The sequence below is a fragment of the Rhodobacter sp. P1_C2 genome, from assembly GCF_056406375.1.
Genome location: NZ_JBFUAG010000001.1, coordinates 454,536 through 471,888, shown reverse-complemented (window position 1 = coordinate 471,888; position 17,353 = coordinate 454,536). Strand labels below are relative to the sequence as shown.

The following is a 17,353-nucleotide window of genomic DNA, read 5'->3' as shown; positions in this document are numbered from 1 at the left end:
TTACGCGGCCTTCTTCTGAAGGGTGATGGGCGTGCCCCAGGGATCGGTCAGCTGATCCGAACCGCCGCGCGCCACGATGGCGGCATGTTCGGCGGCATCGGCCATCAGGACCACTTCGGCCAGCCCGGTCGAGGGGAAGCTGCGCGCCTTGGCGCCGCGGCTGTTCCAGATATTGGTGGCGATGTGGTGGTGATAGCCACCCGAGCCATAAAAGGCCGCGCCGGGGTAATGCGAGGTCACCGGCATCCCGATGATGTCACGGTAGAATTTCTCGGCCTCGGGCACATTGCCGACCTGCAGGTGGACGTGGCCCACCACCAGCCCCTCGGGCGCGCCGGCATAGGAAGCCTTGGCCGAACGGGCCACGTCGTTCAGATCCAGCCCCTCGGTCGCCATCTTGATGCTGCCATCGGCATTGTACCAGGCCGGGCGCGGCCGGTCGGCATAGACCTCGATCCCGTTGCCCTCCGGGTCGGCCAGATAGATCGCTTCGGAGACGAGGTGATCGGAGGCGCCCTGCAGGGGCACCCGTGTCTCGGCGGAATGGATCAGCCAGGCCCCCAGCGCCGCCCGCGAGGGCATCAGGAACGCGGTGTGAAACAGCCCCGCCTCGCGCGGCGAGCCGTGGCGGGCGGCTTTGTCGCCGCGCAGTTCCACCAGCACCTTCTGCCCCGCGCCCAGCCGCACCGTGGCGCCGTCGCTCGACAGACGGTTCAGGCCCAGAAGCCCCTCGTAAAAGGCGGCCATCCCGGGCAGGTCGTTCACGGTCAGCGCGACCGAGCCGATTTCAACAGGGGCAGAGGCGGTGGACATGGGCTTCTCCTGAAAAGGTCAGACAAGAAAAAGGGGTGGCCGAAGCCACCCCGTCACGGATCAACGCTTGTCGGCGGAATAGGCACCGCCACCGATCAGCGCCTGGGCAGCCATCGCGACGGCCCAGAACACCGGGTATTCCCAACCGCCATTCGGGTTGGAGAAGGTGAAGCCATTGCCGCCATGGCCGAAGTAAGCCGCACCCAGCAGCACCGGGATCATGATGAGCGAGACGATCCGGGTCTTGAAGCCGGCGATCAAAAGCAGGCCGCCCCCGATTTCGATGAGGATGGTCAGATAGGCGAGGAAGCTCGGCAGCCCGATCGAGTTGAAATAGCCCACGGTGCCAGCGGGGGTGAAGATGAACAGCTTGATGGCGCCATGGATGAAGAAATAGAGGCCGCTGGTGGCACGGAGCAGCGCAATGCCAAGATCAGCGGAACGGTCAGAGGCGAAGGGAACAGACGCGGTGGTCATGATGGAGATCCTTGTGGGGTTCTTGATGGACCAGAGATGCACCCTTCCAGCCTTACTAACAATCCCACCCAACGGAAGGTCATTACTTCCAAAACGGAAGGGATAGCCACAGCGCCGCCTTCAGCGCAATGCCTTGGCCATGAAATCCACCATGACCCGCAGCTTCGCCGGCAGATGCCGCCCCGAGGGGTAAAGCGCATGCACGCCCAGCGGCGGCAGTTCATGGTCCTGCAACAGCGGCACCACGCGTCCGGTGGCCACGGCGGTTTCGGCGATGAAATCGGGGATGCGGGCGATGCCGAGCCCCGCCTCGGTCGCGGCAAGGCAGGCGGTGGCGTTGGAAAAGGCCAGCCGTCCGCTGACCGTGACCTTGCCGCCGCGGAAGGGCCAGCGGTAGGGCTCGCGCAGGTTGAGGTCGATGATGCAGCTGTGCTGGACCAGATCCTCGGGCACCTTCGGCCAGGGATGGGCGGCCAGATAGGCCGGCGAGGCCACGACCAGCAGCTGCGCCGAACCCAGCTTGCGCCCGGTCAGGGTCGCATCGGTCGGGTTGCCGACGCGGATCGCGGCATCGTAGCCCTCTTCCACCAGGTTGACGATGCGGTCGGCGAAATGCACCTCCAGCGCGATCTCGGGATATTCGACGGCAAAGCGCGCCAGAAGCGGCGCCAGCCGTGTCGTCCCGAAACTGAGCGGCACCGCCAGGCGGATCAGGCCGCGCGGGCTGATCGCGGCGTTCTGCACCTCGGTCTGCAGGTCATCCAGCCCCTCGACCAGCATTCGCAGCCGTTCGGCATAGGCCTGCCCGGCCTCGGTCAGCGAAAGCGCCCGCGTGGTGCGGTTCAGAAGCTTGACCCCCAGATCCGCCTCCAGCCGGGCCACCAGTTTCGAGGCCTGCCCCGACCCCGTGCCCAGCCGTGTGGCGGCGGCGGCAAAGCTGCCGGTCTCCACCACCGTCAAAAACATGCGTTCCGGGCCGAGCCTGTCCATCCGGACCTCCGTTTTGGCCAGTATCGCGATTTTCGGGCGCAGCGGAAGGCTTGCGGGCAGAGGCGCGCTCTGCTTCTGTAAGACATGGAACAGACATATCGCATCGCCCTGTGGCAGGGCCAATCTCCCGCAGGCGCGATGGAGGCGGCCTTTGCCAGCCTCGACCAGGCCCTGCGTGCCGCCGCCGCGGTGGGGGCCCGGGTGCTGGTGGCGCCCGAGCTTTACCTGCCGGGCTATAATCAGGACACCCTGCCCGCGATTGCGCAGGAACGTGGCGGCGCTTGGCACCAGCGCCTTGCCGCGATGGCCAGGGCGGCGGGCTGCGGCGTTGTCGTGGGCTATGCCGAGCGTGAAGGGGAGCGGCTCTTCAACTCCGCCGTGGCCTTCGGGCCGCGGGGGGAGGAACTCGCCCATTACCGCAAGGTGCAGCTTTACGGGCCGCGCGAACAGGCGCTGTTCACCCCGGGCGAGGCCTATGCGACCTTCGACCTTGGCGGCGTGAAGGCGGCCCTGCTCATCTGCTATGACATCGAATTTGCGCCCCATATCGCGGCGCTGGCGGCGAAGGGGGTCGAGGTGATCCTCTGCCCTACCGCCAATATGGCGCCCTTCACCCATGTGGCGAAGGCGACCGTGCCGGCGATGGCCGCCAACCACGGGCTGACCATCGCCTATGCCAATTATTGCGGCAGCGAGGGCGATCTGGACTATGTCGGCCTGTCGCTGATCGCCGATCCCTATGGCGAGGCTCTGGCGCAAGCCGGCATGGGCCCGGCGCTGCTGGTCGCCGATGTGCCCAAAAGCTTCGAGGCCACACGCCTGTCGACCCAGGCGCGTGACCTCAGGCTGATCTGATCAACTCTGGAAGGCGGGCTTGCGGCTCCACACCAGGGCATCGCCGATCATCTGGGTCAGGGTCGACCGGCTCGGCGTCCAGCCCAGTTCGTTGACCGCCCGGGTCGATCCGCAGACCAGCGAGGTCGCATCGCCGGCCCGGCGGCTGCCCTCGATGATCGGCACTTCGCGGTTGGTCACGACGCGGGAGGCCTCGATCACCTCGCGCACCGAGAAGCCCTTGCCGGAGCCGAGGCAGAAGACCCGGCTGCCCTTGCCATCCATCAGCCAGCGCAGCCCGAGGATATGGGCATCGACCAGATCCATCACATGGACGTAATCGCGGATGCAGGTGCCGTCGGGCGTGTTGTAATCCGACCCGAAGACCGTCAGCGCCGGGCGCTTGCCCTCGATCGCGTCCAGCATCAGCGGGATCAGGTGGGTTTCCGGGATATGCTGTTCGCCGATCTCACCCTCAGGGTCCGCACCCGCCACGTTGAAATAGCGGTAGATCACCGAATTGAGGCCGGAGCTTTTCTCGAAATCGCGCAGCATCATCTCGATGGCGCGCTTTGACCCGCCATAGGCGTTGATCGGGGTCTGGGGCGTTTCCTCGTCCAAAGCCACGCCGTCGAGCTCGCCATAGGTCGCGCAGGTCGAGGAGAAGACGAAATTCTTCACCCCGGCAGCCAAAGTCGCCTCGATCAGGTTGAGCGAGCCGTTGACGTTGGTGCGCCAGTATTTGCCGGGGTTGGTCATGGATTCACCCACCAGCGACAGGGCGGCGAAGTGCATCACGGCCACCGGCTTGTACTGGGCAAAGCAGGCGTCGAGGGCGGCGCGGTCCATCAGGTCGCCCTTGTAGAGCGGGCCGAACTTGACCGCCTCGCCCCAGCCGGTCGAAAGGTTGTCAAATGTCACCGGGATGAAGCCCGCCCGCTTCAGCGCCTTGCAGGCATGTGCCCCGATATAACCCGCACCACCGGTTACGATTACATGCATTTTCTCACCTCATTCCTGCCCGTCAAAAGTCATTGCGCGTGGTAGTGCCGCAGCCTTTCGGGGTTGTCGAGTCCTCGGGCCGGACTAGCGGGCCGGAGCGGGCTATTGCGCCAAAGCCGTGGAGTTTTGCCCACAGATTGATCGCCGGATCGGCGCCGCTTGGGGCTGCGGCGGGCTGCGGTGCTATTCCAGCAGCTCGTCCGACAGGCTGTGCACCCCATCGCTCAGCATGTTGCGCGCATGCACTTCCAGCGCCTCTTCGATGTCTTCGTAGAAGGTCAGGACGCCATGTTCCAGAACCGCGCCGGATTTGCACAGCGACCGCATCAGCCCGTTGGAATGCGAGACCATCACCAGGCCCGCATCGGCCAGCCGGTCGTCGAAGACCTTCTTGCTCTTGGCCTTGAAATTGGAATCGCCGACGGCATGGACCTCGTCGATCAGGAAGGTGTCAAAGCGGATTCCCATCGACATGCCGAAGTTCAGCTTGGCGCGCATCCCCGAGGAATAGGTCCTCACCGGCTCGTAGAAGTTCATCCCCAGTTCGGCGAACTCGGCCACGAATTCGGTCAGCTCGTCGGTGTCCACGCCATAGACCCGGGCGATGAACTTGACGTTCTGCGCCCCGGTCAGCTCGCCCTGGATGCAGCCGACCAGACCAATCGGCCAGGACAGCGAGCCGGTCACCCGCACCCTTCCCCGGTCGGGGTTGAGGCTGCCCGCGATCATGCTGAGCAGGGTCGACTTGCCCGCGCCATTGCGCCCCATCAGCGCCACCTTCACCCCGCTCGGGATGACGGCGTTGATGTTGCGCGCCACATATTTCGGATGGCCGCGGTACCAATAGGCCTTGGTCAGGTTTTCCAGCTGGATCATGATGCCAGCGCCTTCAGCGACGATCACGCAGCGCGTAGTAGATCATGGTCAGGGTCGCCCAGGCGAGGAAGCCGGCCAGCGCCATCAGGAAGATCCGCAGGGGACGGTTCGGCGCGGTGGAGGATTCGGCCAGCGTCGGCGCAAGATAGGTCGCCAGATACCGCGTGTTGTGCTGGGCATCGTTGACCGCCTGGTCATAGGCGCCAAGCGCCTGCAGATAGGCTTTGGACGCGAAATCCTGTTCCATCTGCAGGTTCTGGTAGTCCGAGACCAGCGAGGCATAGCCCGCCGCATTCGGGTCCGACAGGCCGCCGACTTTGGAGGTTTCCTCGGTGATCCGGTTCTGGATCACCTCGATGCGGCGGTTGAGCTGGCCGATCCGCGGGTCGGAATTGGGAACCGTGCCCAGAAGCATGTCGAGATCGATCTCGGCCGCGCCCAGTTGCTGGACCAGCGTGGTGATGACCTGGGTCGCCCCGGCAAGCTGGGTCGAGGGGTCCACGATGTGGTTCTTGATCCGGAACTCGGTGAGGGCCTTTTGCGCCTCCGTCATCTGCTTTTGCGCCTTTTCCAGCGCTTCCTTGCTGTAGCGGGTCGAATCTTCCTGCGCGGTCTTGGACAGCTCGTTGATGATCGAGGTCGACTCGTTCAGCACTTCGCGCGCGATGTTCTGGGCGTCCTGCGGGTCGAAGGCGAAGACCTGGATGTTCATCAGGCCGGTGGAGCCGTCAAAGCTCGGCACGACCATGCTTTTCCAGTATTCGACCAGATCCTCGATCTTGCCGTCCGCCGGGAAGGAGAACAGCGGGTCGTTCTTCGGCTTGGAGAAGAGCTTACGCAGGTCCAGCTTGGCATCGACCCGCGAAACCAGTTCCTGGCTGACGATGAATTGGTTGAGGATATCCATGTCCGAGGAGGAGGAGGCCCCGACCCCGCCGAGGGCGCCAAGGAAGTCGAAGGTCGACGGCGCGCTTTCGGTCCGGCTGCCAAAGCCGATGTCGCTTTCGTATTGGTCGGCGGCGCGGGCATAGAGATACCAGCTGTAACCCGCCGTCGGCAGGATCACCAGCAGGGCGAAGAGGATGACAAGGCCCCAATGCCGGCGCTGCATCGTCGCCCCCTGCACGGCAGGCGCGACCACATAGGTGGAGCGGACGGCCTCGCGGCCCTGTCTGCCGGGCCGGCCGAGCGGTTTGCCGCCGGGGCGGCGCGCCGGAACCGGCAGGTCGTCCTCGTCATCCTCGTCATCCAGCGCGACCGCAGTCCGCTGCGGCGTGGCAACCTGCGAGGCGGCGGCGGCGGCGGTCAGCTGACCTGCCGGCGCGGCATGGGGGACTTGCGCGGCGGCCACATCCTCTTCGACCTCGGTCAGATCGTCGCTGTCATGGGCCTCGTCATGTTCGGCCGCATGATCCTGTGCAAAGCGGTTTTCCGCCGCAGCCCGGCGGTTGCGCGACGCCATGCCGGGACGCCCGCCGCCCAGACCACCGCCGCCACCGCCCGCAAGTCCCCGGCCACGACCGCGCAGGCCGACCGGCTCTTCGCCCTCGGCCCCGGCCTCGGCCAGACCCCGGCGCACACCGCCGCGCAGGCCCAGACCCGCGCCCTTGCGCCCGCCACCGGGGCGCAGACGGGTGACGCCGGCGCCAATCTCTTCGGCTTCGACCTCGCTCTCGTCCGGGGCTCCGGCCTCGGCGGAATCCTGCGCGAAGGCCTCTTCGGACTCGGGGGTCTGCGCCCCGCCAGGACCCGCAGGATCGCTGGAAGATGCAGAAGAAGGCGCCACGTCTTCGGAGGCCGAATCTTTGGGCAGATCGCTGTCAGGCTTTGCTGAAGGGGGGGTCACGGGCTTTCTTCCATATTTGCGCAAGGGTTTGCGCCGGCCACCTGTTGCGGCTAATGTTACCGCAAATCGGCGATATGCCACAAGCGCCGACTGTCACTTCGGGGGTTCCCCGCCGGGCGGATTCAGAAAAAGCAGCCAAAATGCAGCAAATGACGACGAATTTCGATGATTCCGCGCTGGACAGGCCCCCGCAGGAGCCGCGCACTCGCCGCTTCCGCACCCTGCGTGTCGTGGCCGCCCTGATCCTGCGCGAGACCGGCTCGCGTGAGACGCGGACCTCGCTGGGCTTTCTCTGGCAGCTGATCGACCCGATCGCCACGGTGGCGCTTTTGTCGCTCGCCTTCGGCATCATCAGCCGGACCCCGCGGCTGGGCACCAACTTTCCGCTCTATTACATCACCGGCGTGGCGCCGTTTCAGCTTTACACCCAGATCTCCGGCAAGGTCTCCAGCTCGCCCCGGTTTTCCCGGGCGCTGCTGGGCTTTCCCTCGGTCACCGTGCTGGATTCGCTGATCGCGCGCTTCGTGCTGAACGCCTTCACCAATGTGGTGGTCTTCGTCGTGCTGGTCGTCGCGATCATCCTGTACTACGGGTTGCGGCTGACGCCCGACCCCGAGGCGGTGATGCTGAGCCTGACCATGGCCGCGGCCCTCGGCCTCGGGATCGGCACGCTCAATTCGGTGCTGTTCCTCGCCTCGCCGACCTATGAAAGCCTGTTCAGCATCCTGAACCGGCCCCTGTTCCTGATGTCGGGGGTCATGTTTCTGATCAACGACCTGCCGGAATACATGTTCAAATATCTGAAATGGAACCCGATCGCCCAGGTCGTGGGCGAGATGCGTCACGCCTTCTATCCCGGCTATGACGCCTCCTATGTGGTGCCGGCCTATGTCTTCATGATCTCGGCCGTGTCCTTCATGCTGGGGCTGATCGGCCTGCAGCGCTATGTCTTCGACGCGCTGGACCGCTAAGCGCAGCGACGCCGGGCGAAGGGGGGCTCAGCGCCCCACGCCGACATATTTCTCGAAGCCCGCTTCCAGCACCTCGGCCGCGGCGTAGATGTTGCGCAGGTCGGCCATGCGGGGCGAGGCCATCTTGCGGGCGATCTTCTGCAGGTCCAGCGCGCGGAACTCGTTCCATTCGGTCAGGATCACCACGACATCGGCGCCCTGGGTCGCCTGGTAGGCGTTTTCGACCCAGCGCACGCCGGGCAGCAGGGCCTCGCCCTCGCGCTTGCCCTGCGGGTCCGAGACGCGGATCTTGGCCCCCGCCCCCACCAGCGCGGGCACGATGGTCAGGCTCGGCGCCTCGCGCATGTCGTCGGTGTTGGGCTTGAAGGTCACGCCCAGCACGGCGACCGTCTTGCCATTCACCACGCCGTCGCAGAGGTCGATGATCTTGTCGAGCATCCGGCGCTTGATCTCTTCATTGACCTTGATCACCGTTTCGGTGATCTGCATCGGCATCGCATGGTCCTGCCCGATCCGGGCCAGCGCCATGGTGTCCTTGGGGAAGCAGCTGCCGCCATAGCCCGGCCCGGCGTGGAGGAACTTGTTGCCGATCCGCCCGTCCAGCCCCATGCCCTTGGCAACATCCTTGATATCGGCGCCGACGCGTTCGCAGAGGCCCGCGATCTCGTTGATGAAGGTGATCTTGGTGGCCAGGAACGCATTGGCCGCGTATTTAATCATCTCGGCGCTTTCGAGGCCGGTGAAGACGACCGGGAATTCGCGCAGGAACAAGGGGCGGTAGACATCCGCCATCACCTTGCGCGCCTTGCCCGATTCCACGCCAACGACCACGCGGTCGGGCCGCATGAAATCGTCGATCGCGGCGCCCTCGCGCAGGAATTCCGGGTTGGAGGCCACGTCGAACTGCGCGTCCGGATTGGCCTGGCGCACGGCCCTGGCCACCTTGCGGTTGGTGCCGACCGGCACCGTGGATTTGGTCACCACCACGGTATAGCCGGTCAGGGCCGCGCCGATCTCCTCCGCGGCGGCCATCACATAGGTCAGGTCGGCATGGCCGTCGCCGCGCCGGGTCGGCGTGCCCACCGCGATGAAGACCGCATCGGCCCCGGCCACCGCCGCGGCCAGGTCCAGCGTGAAGGACAGACGCCCCGCCGCCACGTTCTTGGCCATCAAGGTCTCGAGGCCCGGTTCGAAGATCGGCACTTCGCCCGCCTGCAGGAGGGCGATCTTTTCGGGGTTCTTGTCGACGCACACGACCTCGTGACCGAAGTCCGAGAAACACACGCCAGAGACAAGGCCCACATAGCCCGTCCCGATCATTGCAATCTTCATGATACCGCCCGCTTCAGGTCACAGCCTGCTTGGTTGCCTTGCCGCCTGTCTAGGAAGCGCGGGCCGGGCTGTCAAATGCGAAAGGGCGGCCCAAAGCCGCCCCCCGCGCCGGTTCTCGCCCGTGCTCCGCCTGCGGTCAGAGTTTCAGCGCCATCGCCCGGCGGAAGAGATCGTCCATCGCCGCAGCATCGAGGTCGACCGCATAGGCCAGAAGATCGGCCAGCTCGGAACACCGGGTGACCCGGTCGAAACCGGCCACCGCCTGCTGCATGGCCCAGGTGCCCTGGCTGCCGGCGCAGAAGTCCTGCAGGCTCTGCCAGCCCTCCGGCCCAAGCGCCACGATCATCTGCCAGCGCGCGCATTCCATGGCCTGCCGCGCCTCGGCCAGCGCCAGGGCCTCCGTGTCAGGGCCGGGCGCGCCGCCCTCGGGTACGGGGTCCGGCCTGCACTTTTGATCCTCGGGCACCGGGATGATGCGCAGATCATGCGCCTCGCCGATCTGCCGCGTCGCCAGCGCGCCATCCCGGGCATAGGAGAGGTAGACAACCCCCTCCTCCAGCCGCACCGGGCCATAGCCGGGAAGGTGGTCCAGGTCATAGCATGTGCCGTTGAGCACCATCTCCTGCCCCTCGATCTGCAGCAGGGTCGGCGCGGTTCCGGCTTCGGGTATCATCACGATCTGCATGTCATTTGCCCGTTTCAAGATAAAGCTGCAGGAAAGCAAAGGTCACGGCCAGGGCCGTCGCGTTGTTGCCGCGCCAGAGTTGCGGCGCAATCGTCGTGCCAGAGGCGGGAAGGACGGCAGAACTGCCCGACAGGGTTCCCGTCGCCACATGCCCGGTGTTCAGGCGCTCCACCTGGTAATGCACCGTCCCGGAGGCATCCGAGGGCGCATGAAGGGTCAGGGCATAGCTGTCGGTCGACAGGGTATTGGCCGGGAAATTCGCGCCCAGGTCGATCGGCGTCTGCGCCGTCGAGCCGCCGTAGTAAAGCTTGAGGTTGGTATCCGCCGCGCCATGTCCCACCCCGATCGAGTTGGTCAGCGTCGCAGGCTCGACCCCCGCCGCGACGGAATTGGTGCTGCCAAGCCCCACGAACATCTGCGCGCCCGCGACCGTGGCCGCATCGGCGATGCCGAAACGGACGCTGTAAAGGAAGCCGCCCAGCCCCGCCCCGTCCGAGGTCGAGACGATGCCATTCGCCCGGAACCCGGCCATCGACCCCGCCGCCGCCGCCGAATTCGAGTTGACGCGCCTCTGGCGGGAAAAATGGTTGGTCGTGGCAAAGCTCGCCGCCGCGACCGTGCCATAGTTCGCCATGCCGTTCAGACCGACATAGTTGATGGAGGTGCCGGGGAAGGACGGCGAGGCGAGGTAGACCTGCGCATCCCACAGCGCGGCCTGCATCGTCCGCGCCAGACCATTGGGCCCGCGAAAGGCCGGAACCGCGGCCTCCGCCACCTTCTTGGAATAAAGCCGCAGGTTCCCGGCCGCGGCCACCGCCGGGTCAGAGGCCTGCAGCGCCAGCTGGGCCGGGGCGGTAAAGCTCTTGACCCCGGCCAGGCTTTGATCCGAGGTCAGATCGACCCCCATCACCGCATTGCCCGTGCCGCCGGTGATCAGGGGCGTGCCGCCGATCTGGGTGTTGTTGGCAACCACGTTGTCGGTGCAACCCGCATCGATCCAGACCGCGCCGAACTGGGCAATGCCGGTGCCGGCGGCCGTGCCCATGTTCTCGAAGACATTGGCGTCGATCACATGCCGGAAGTTGCCCCCCGCCGCCCCCGACCCGGTGCCCTTCAGCCAGACGCCGGCCTTGGCATCGGCGATGTAGTTGCCCTCGATCTGGCAGCCGCTCGCCGCCTGGATGTTGTTGACGAAATTGATCGCGGCACGCGAGCGGTTGTTGCGGGTGGCCGTGTTGGACTGCACGCCGATGATCGTGTTCTTGACCACCCGCGCCGCATTGGACCCGTCGATCCCGATGCCGCCCACCCCGCCACCGCCCGCCGACAGAAAACCGGTGCCGGCGTCGAGGTCGGGAAACTGCGACGTGTCGATGAGCGAGATGTTGAGGAGCGTGTTGCTCATCACCACCGAATAATCGCAGCGGTCGACGGTGATGCCCTCGGAATAGCTGTTCTGCGCCGTGCAACGCTGGATCCGCGAATGCGGCATCTGCTTCTGGCTGAAGGCGGTGTTGCCCGAACGGTTGGTGCGGCAGTTCTCGATATAGCAGCCGATCGGGAAGATCGTGGCGGTGGTGAAGCCGGAATCGTCCGAGGTCCGCCCCGCGCTGTCCAGACCATAGGTCGTGTTGCCGCCGCCCTGCAGGCCAAAGGGCCGGTCGGGGCAGTTGTTGCACTCCACGTCCTCGATGCCCGAGAACTGGTCCTGCAGATGGATGCCGCGCCCGGCATAGCCCGCACATTCGATGAACAGCTTGCGGATGCGGTTGTTGGCCCCGCCCCAGAAGCGGAAGATCGGCGCGGTCCGGTTGCCCGAGCGCAGGATCTTGGTCACATTGCCCTCGCCCTCGAGGCAGACCTTGTTGAGGCCCTGCCGCACCAGCGATCCCGGCCAGAGATAGGTGCCCGCCGGCATCAGGGCGACGCCGCCGCCGATGCTGTTGACATAGTCGATCATCGCCCCGACCGGCGTGATGGCCGAGGTGGCGCCGGTGATGTCGGCCCCCCAATGCAGCGCCGTGGCGATCCCGAAGGGCACCCAGCCCGGCAGATCGGAAATCGCCGTGCCGCTGCCGAGATAGCGATAGGCCCGCCCATCGGCCCGCATCACCAGCCCCACCGTCGGCGTGCGCCCGGTGGCCCAGGTGACGAAGGCCGCCCGCGTGGCGAAATCCTGCCGCTCCAGCGTGGTGCGCGCCGTATTGGCATCGGCATCGTCGATCAGGCTGCGGCCATAGCTCGTCAGCGTCGACAAGGCCGCCGCGGCCGAGGCGGTGAAATAGGGGATCGTGTCGGGGCTGGGCGACAGCGCGTCCAGCGCGTCGATCGCCGCCGGCACCCCGGTCAGCAGGGAATAGGCCGAACTGGCGCTGCCCCCCGGAGGCGCAGCCCAGGTGCCATCTGCGCGCAGGAAATTGGTCGAGCCGCCACCGCTCGCCGGAACCAGACCGGGCGCCAGCGCGCCAAAGGCGGTGTTGAGCGCCAGCGTGCCGCTGGCATTGGGCAGGGCCAGGCTGCGCGTGGTGCCGGTGCTGAGCGCCGTCAGGTCGAACTTGACCTGCTTGGTCGCATCCGCCGCCGCCTGCAGGGTCAGTGCCGCGTCGGGCATGGTGATCGCGGTGACCGAGCTGGCAAAGCTGACCGTCGGGCTCGCAATGGTCAGCGTGCCGAGGGCCCCGCTGACACCCGAGCCGAGCGCGATATTGGTCGTCGACCCCGCCAGACCCGCGGTGCCGATGTTGATGGCCTTGCTCTGCCCCGAGGCCGCCGCCGCCGTGGCGAGGTTGACCGTCACCGGGCTGCCGGTGACATTGCCGATCGTGGTGACCGGGGTCGCATCCACCACCACGTTGCCCGAGGCGTCTGGCAGGCCATAGCTCCGCGTCACCCCCGTGCTCAGCCCCGAAAGCTGGAAGCCCGCCCGCTTGGTCGCATCCGCGTCATCCTGCAGCGTCAGGCCGGAATCCACGATGACATGCGGCCCGGTGAAACTGACCGAACCGGTGAAGGTCTTGGCTCCGCTGATCGTCTGGCTGCCGGTCAGGTCCACCGCATCGGTGATGCCAAAGCCGGACAGGCTCGTCGGCCGGCCGGTCACATCGCTCCAGGCCGGGGCGGTGTTCGAGATCTCGACATAGGCCGAGCCGGACCAGCGCCAGGTCTTGTTGGTGTCGAGCGTGACATAGATCTTGCCGGTCTCGCCCGTGCCGGGCAGGCCGGCGAGATTGGCGAATTCCAAGACGTCATCGACGTAAGAGGGCAGCTGCCCCGCCGGCACCTTGCCCGTGCCGTCCAGCCCGGCATAGCCGTTCGCGACGCCCTTGTTGGCGGCGGCCTCCACCCCCAGCGCCGCACGCTGCGCCGTGGCATCCGCCGCCGTCAGCAGGGTCCGCCCCACAGCTGTGCTGTCCGAGATCTGCGCCGCGGCCACATTGCACAGATCGAGCGACACGCCACCCTGCCGCGCGCGCAGCCGGCCCGAGGTGGAGTTGTACCAGATGTCGCCGTCCTGCGGGCTGGCCGGGTCCGCGAGCCCCGGCACGACATTGATCCCATGCGAGGCGAGAACCCGCCCCGTCGCGGCCTCGATCGTCAGGCCGGTCAGGAAGGTCGTGCCATCCGGGCTGACCTTCAGGACGAAATTGTCGTTGCCGACATTGCCCATCTCGGCCCGGCCAGAGAAATTGGTCTGGAACAGCAGGCTCGCGGTGTCGCCGGTATGGGCCTTGTTGATCTTCAGCTGATGGCCGGCCCCGGCATTGGTCAGCAGCGTCGCCGCGGAAGAGACGGTCAGGCGGTTGAAATCATCCGCCGTGGCCGAAATGCCCAGCGCCGCCACCCGCTCCGGCCGGTCCGCCGAGGTGGTCCAGTCGCCGCCGTCATAGACCGCCTCAGTCTGCTCGGCATCGAGCCAAACCCGCCAGCCGGTCTTGGGCAGGTAGAAATCCCAGAAACCGCCGGTGAAGACCGCCACCGCCTGCTCTTGCCCCAGCCAGTCGCCCGTGGCGCCGCTGGCCACGATGTAACTGTCCCCCGCCACCGCACCCACCGGCGGCGCGGTCAGCGTGCGGCTGATCGCGGTGGTCTGGACCAGAACGTCCAGCACCGTCATGGCAGCATTCACCGTCACATGTTTTTGCGCCTGCGAGGGCTGGATCAGGGGCAAGAGCTGCAGGGCCGTTTTGTTCGTCATGAAAACCTCCGCGGGGATCGCTTTGACCCGCGAAGCTAGGGAAAGGGACTGAATTCCCGGTAACCCATGCGCGCGCTGCCCCCCGGCCGCGCGCAACACCTAAGGCCCAAGCGCCCGCGCCCGGCGGCGCAGGGGGGCCGTCTGCCCCCCTCACCCCCCGAGAGTATTGCGGCAAAGCGCAAGACAGGGCGGGGCAAGGGCTTTCATCCGTTGGGAAATATCCGCGCCGGGGTGGCGCGGGATCAGCCGAGCACCAGCGTCAGGGCGATGCACCACATGGTCAGACCGACGAGGATCTCCAGCACGACCCAGGCTTTCGGCGCGGCGAAAAGCGGCGCCACCAGCCGGGCGCCAAAGCCGAGTGCGGCGAAATAGCTTAACGACGCCAGCGCCGCCGCGGTCCCGAAGGCCACCTCATGCGGTATGTAATGCGTCGAGATCGAGCCGAGCAGCACCATCGTGTCGAGATAGACATGCGGATTGGCCCAGGTCAGCAGGGCGCAGGTCATCAGAACCTTTCCGAGCGGCGCTGGCGCATCCCGCGCCGGCATCAGCGCCTCGCCCCCCTTGCGGGCCGCCAGGAACCGCTGAGCACCGTACCAGACCAGAAACGCCGCCCCGAACCAGCGCATCACCGGCACGATCGTCGGCACCACCGCCGTCACCGCGCCGAACCCCGCCACCCCGGCGGCAATCAACAGCGCATCCGAAAAACCGCAAAGCAGCACCACCGCCGCCACATGCTCACGCCGGATGCCCTGCCGCAGCACGAAGGCGTTCTGCGCGCCTATGGCAAGGATCAGGCTCAGCGACGTGAAGTAACCATGTATAACCGCATTCAACATTCACACTCTCCCCAGTCAACGCACTGGTAGAGGGCAATTCGCGCCGGCTCAATCCCCGTTCAATCAGAAGGTGATACGATCTGGAAAGATGAAGACCTCGGACGCCTGCGGCCCGCCCGGCTCGGCCATGGCAAAACACCGTGCGCGCAGCCAGGCCACCACATCGCCTTTGCCCATGTCTGCACAGTCCACCGGCTCTGCCACCCGCACCGTCACGGGCCTGTGCAGCCTGCGCCGCGTCTCGAAGAAGATCAGCGCGACGCGCAGCGGATAGGACAGATGGCTGACCACCTGAAACAGCCGGGAGTTGCGCCCGGCCACATAAAGCGCCAGCGTCTTCACCCCCGACCGCCGCGCCAGCCGGGCCACGAAGGGATGCCATTCGAAATCCCCCGCTGTCGGCGCAAAGGGCGTGACCGAGGTCGCAACCCCGCCCGCCGGGAAGATGATCAGCACATGACCCTGGTCCAACCACTCCACCGCGCGCCGCCGCGTCTCTGCCGAGACCCGCCGCGCCTCGGGGCCGGGGCCGAAGTCGATCGGCAAGAGGATATCCTGCGCTTCCCTCGGCTGGCAGAGGAGCGAATGGCAGATCAGCTTCACATCCTGGCGCACCGTGGCGATCAGATGCCCGATGAACAGCCCGTCCACGATGCCGAACGGATGGTTGGAGACGACGAGCAAGGGCCCCTCGGCCGGGATCTTCGCCAGATCCTCCGCCGTCACATCGGCCTTCAGGCCCAGCGCGGTGATGGCCTGGGTGAAGACCGAAACCGCGGGGTCGCGCGGTTTCTTCTGCCAGTCGCGGTAGAGCCGCTCGAACCCGGCCCGCCCGCTCAAGCGTTCCACGGCGCGGATCAGCGTCCGGCGCGGCCAGGCCATGCCGGGCGTCGAATAGGTGAACATCGGTCCGGTTTGCGAGCCAGATTGGGGTCCGGATTGCGCCGCAGGTTCCGCGACATCGAACATCTCGGCAAAATCGACCCGGTCATCCGTCAGCATCTCGCAGCCCCGCGCTCAGAAGGCCCGAAGGCCGGGCAAGGGCCCGGCCTTCGGCGCAATTGCGTATCCATGCCGCAATTGCATGACAAAGCGGTGACAGATTTCAAAAGACCCGGCTCAGAGCTGGGCGGCCACATCCTCGGGGATGTCGAAGTTATGGGTGACCGACTGCACGTCGTCATCCTCTTCCAGCATGTCGACCAGGCGCATCAGCTTCTGCGCGGTCTCCAGATCCACCTCGGTCAGGGTCTGCGGCTTCCAGATCAGCTTGGATTCGGTCGATTCGCCCAGCGCCTTTTCCAAGGCATCCGAGACGGCCGACAGGTCTTCCATCTTGCAATAGACCCAGTGACCCTCTTCATCCGATTCCACGTCATCGGCGCCCGCATCCAGGGCCGCCATCAGCACGTCATCGGCCGAACCTGCGCTGGCCGGGTAGGAGATCTCGCCCACCCGGTCGAAGCTGTGGCTGACCGAGCCGGTCTGGCCAAGGTTGCCGCCGCATTTGGTGAAGTAGCTGCGCACGTTCGAGGCGGTGCGGTTCATGTTGTCGGTCAGGGCCTCGACGATGATCGCGATGCCGTTAACCCCATAGCCCTCATAGCGGATTTCGGTGTAATCCGCCGCGTCGCCCATCTGCGATTTCTTGATGGCGCGGTCGATCACGTCCTTGGGCATCGACTGCGCCTTGGCCGCCTTGACCGCCAGACGCAGACGCGGGTTCATGTCCGGGTCGGGCATGCCCATCTTGGCCGCAACGGTGATTTCCTTGCTCAGCTTGGAAAACATCTTGGAGCGGATCGCATCAGTCCTGCCCTTCTTGTGCTTGATGGTCGACCATTTGGAATGCCCTGACATGACCCGTAATCCTTGACCCTTTGGTGCTGGCGTCCTCTACACCAGTGCCCGACCCAACCGCAAGCCCGGCAGGGGATTGGGGGGAGGGGCGCAAGTTGACGGCTCTCTGTGCGGCTGGCACTCTCGCCCGCAGGACCCTGGAGGATTGCGCGTGAAAGAAACCGTCCTGCCCGCAGAGCCTGATGCCAAATCCCCGGCCGGGGCGGATATCCGTTTCATCATGGCGGGCACGACCGGCAACATGATCCATGCCACGGTGCCGCCCGGTCAGATCAACCGCGCCACCCTTCACGCGACGGTCAGCGAGTTCTGGCATGTGCTGGAAGGGAACGGGGAAATCTGGCGCAAGGACGCAAGCGAGGAACGCATCACATCCCTCGCGCCCGGGGTCTCCATCGACATCCCGGTCGGCACGGCCTTCCAATACCGCTGCCTCGGCGACCGGCCCTTGAAATTCATCTGCATCTCCATGCCGCCCTGGCCCGGAGATCACGAGGCGTCCCACCTCACAGGCGCATGGGACCCGACGGTCTGAAGCTGGCCCGCGCTTTTCCCCTTCATTGGTCTCCAAATATCCCGCAGGGGGCCCGGGGGACGCGAAGTCCCCCGGCGCTTTCAGCCCGCGCG

15 protein-coding genes are annotated in these 17,353 nt (G+C 66.1%); 3 read left to right on the top strand and 12 right to left on the bottom strand.

Annotation, left to right across the window (positions count from 1 at the left end; translation table 11 throughout):
• The 3 genes from AC1DZT_RS02330 to AC1DZT_RS02320 form a co-directional block, all read right to left on the bottom strand.
• Complete coding sequence (locus tag AC1DZT_RS02330; RefSeq protein ID WP_478004973.1) at positions 1-813, bottom strand: VOC family protein; 813 nt, start codon at positions 811-813, stop codon at positions 1-3.
• Positions 814-873: 60 nt separating this feature from the next.
• The gene (locus AC1DZT_RS02325) at positions 874-1,290 is read right to left on the bottom strand and encodes a DoxX family protein (RefSeq protein WP_478004972.1); all 417 of its coding nucleotides are present in this window, start codon (positions 1,288-1,290) and stop codon (positions 874-876) included.
• A gap of 120 nt (positions 1,291-1,410) precedes the next feature.
• Complete coding sequence (locus AC1DZT_RS02320; RefSeq protein ID WP_478004971.1) at positions 1,411-2,280, bottom strand: LysR family transcriptional regulator; 870 nt, start codon at positions 2,278-2,280, stop codon at positions 1,411-1,413.
• Positions 2,281-2,364: 84 nt separating this feature from the next.
• Between AC1DZT_RS02320 and AC1DZT_RS02315 the strand changes: the two genes are divergently transcribed.
• On the top strand, positions 2,365-3,135 hold the full coding sequence (locus tag AC1DZT_RS02315; protein WP_478004970.1) for a nitrilase-related carbon-nitrogen hydrolase: 771 nt from the start codon (positions 2,365-2,367) through the stop codon (positions 3,133-3,135).
• Here AC1DZT_RS02315 and galE read toward each other — a convergent pair whose 3' ends face one another.
• From galE to AC1DZT_RS02300, 3 genes are all read right to left on the bottom strand, one after another.
• Positions 3,136-4,116: a UDP-glucose 4-epimerase GalE gene (gene galE / locus AC1DZT_RS02310; RefSeq protein WP_478004969.1), complete on the bottom strand. Its 981-nt coding sequence runs from the start codon at positions 4,114-4,116 to the stop codon at positions 3,136-3,138.
• Positions 4,117-4,299: 183 nt separating this feature from the next.
• Positions 4,300-4,992, bottom strand: coding sequence for an ABC transporter ATP-binding protein (locus AC1DZT_RS02305; RefSeq protein WP_478004968.1), 693 nt, complete (start codon positions 4,990-4,992; stop codon positions 4,300-4,302).
• Positions 4,993-5,005: 13 nt separating this feature from the next.
• Entirely contained in the window at positions 5,006-6,838 is a 1,833-nt protein-coding gene (locus AC1DZT_RS02300) for a KpsE/RkpR family capsule polysaccharide export protein (protein WP_478004967.1), read from the bottom strand.
• 140 nt (positions 6,839-6,978) lie between these two features.
• On the opposite strand from AC1DZT_RS02300, the gene AC1DZT_RS02295 reads away from it, so the two are divergent.
• Positions 6,979-7,809, top strand: a complete 831-nt coding sequence (locus AC1DZT_RS02295; RefSeq protein WP_478004966.1) for an ABC transporter permease — start codon at positions 6,979-6,981, stop codon at positions 7,807-7,809.
• A 27-nt stretch (positions 7,810-7,836) separates the two neighbouring features.
• On the opposite strand, the gene AC1DZT_RS02290 is transcribed toward AC1DZT_RS02295, so the two are convergent.
• The 6 genes from AC1DZT_RS02290 to AC1DZT_RS02265 form a co-directional block, all read right to left on the bottom strand.
• Positions 7,837-9,141 carry a UDP-glucose dehydrogenase family protein gene (locus tag AC1DZT_RS02290; protein WP_478004965.1) on the bottom strand — a complete coding sequence of 435 codons (1,305 nt, stop codon included), beginning with the start codon at positions 9,139-9,141 and terminating at the stop codon, positions 7,837-7,839.
• 136 nt (positions 9,142-9,277) lie between these two features.
• Positions 9,278-9,826 carry a hypothetical protein gene (locus AC1DZT_RS02285; RefSeq protein ID WP_478004964.1) on the bottom strand — a complete coding sequence of 183 codons (549 nt, stop codon included), beginning with the start codon at positions 9,824-9,826 and terminating at the stop codon, positions 9,278-9,280.
• Between the two features lies 1 nt (position 9,827).
• A complete protein-coding gene (locus tag AC1DZT_RS02280; protein WP_478004963.1) occupies positions 9,828-14,021 on the bottom strand; it encodes a DUF2793 domain-containing protein in 4,194 nt (1,397 codons plus the stop codon).
• A 242-nt stretch (positions 14,022-14,263) separates the two neighbouring features.
• Entirely contained in the window at positions 14,264-14,866 is a 603-nt protein-coding gene (locus AC1DZT_RS02275; RefSeq protein ID WP_478004962.1) for a LysE/ArgO family amino acid transporter, read from the bottom strand.
• Positions 14,867-14,929: 63 nt separating this feature from the next.
• The gene (locus tag AC1DZT_RS02270; RefSeq protein ID WP_478004961.1) at positions 14,930-15,868 is read right to left on the bottom strand and encodes a lysophospholipid acyltransferase family protein; all 939 of its coding nucleotides are present in this window, start codon (positions 15,866-15,868) and stop codon (positions 14,930-14,932) included.
• A gap of 117 nt (positions 15,869-15,985) precedes the next feature.
• Positions 15,986-16,726, bottom strand: a complete 741-nt coding sequence (locus AC1DZT_RS02265; protein ID WP_478004960.1) for a YebC/PmpR family DNA-binding transcriptional regulator — start codon at positions 16,724-16,726, stop codon at positions 15,986-15,988.
• A gap of 151 nt (positions 16,727-16,877) precedes the next feature.
• On the opposite strand from AC1DZT_RS02265, the gene AC1DZT_RS02260 reads away from it, so the two are divergent.
• Complete coding sequence (locus AC1DZT_RS02260) at positions 16,878-17,261, top strand: cupin domain-containing protein (RefSeq protein WP_478004959.1); 384 nt, start codon at positions 16,878-16,880, stop codon at positions 17,259-17,261.
• Positions 17,262-17,353 lie beyond the last annotated feature (92 nt).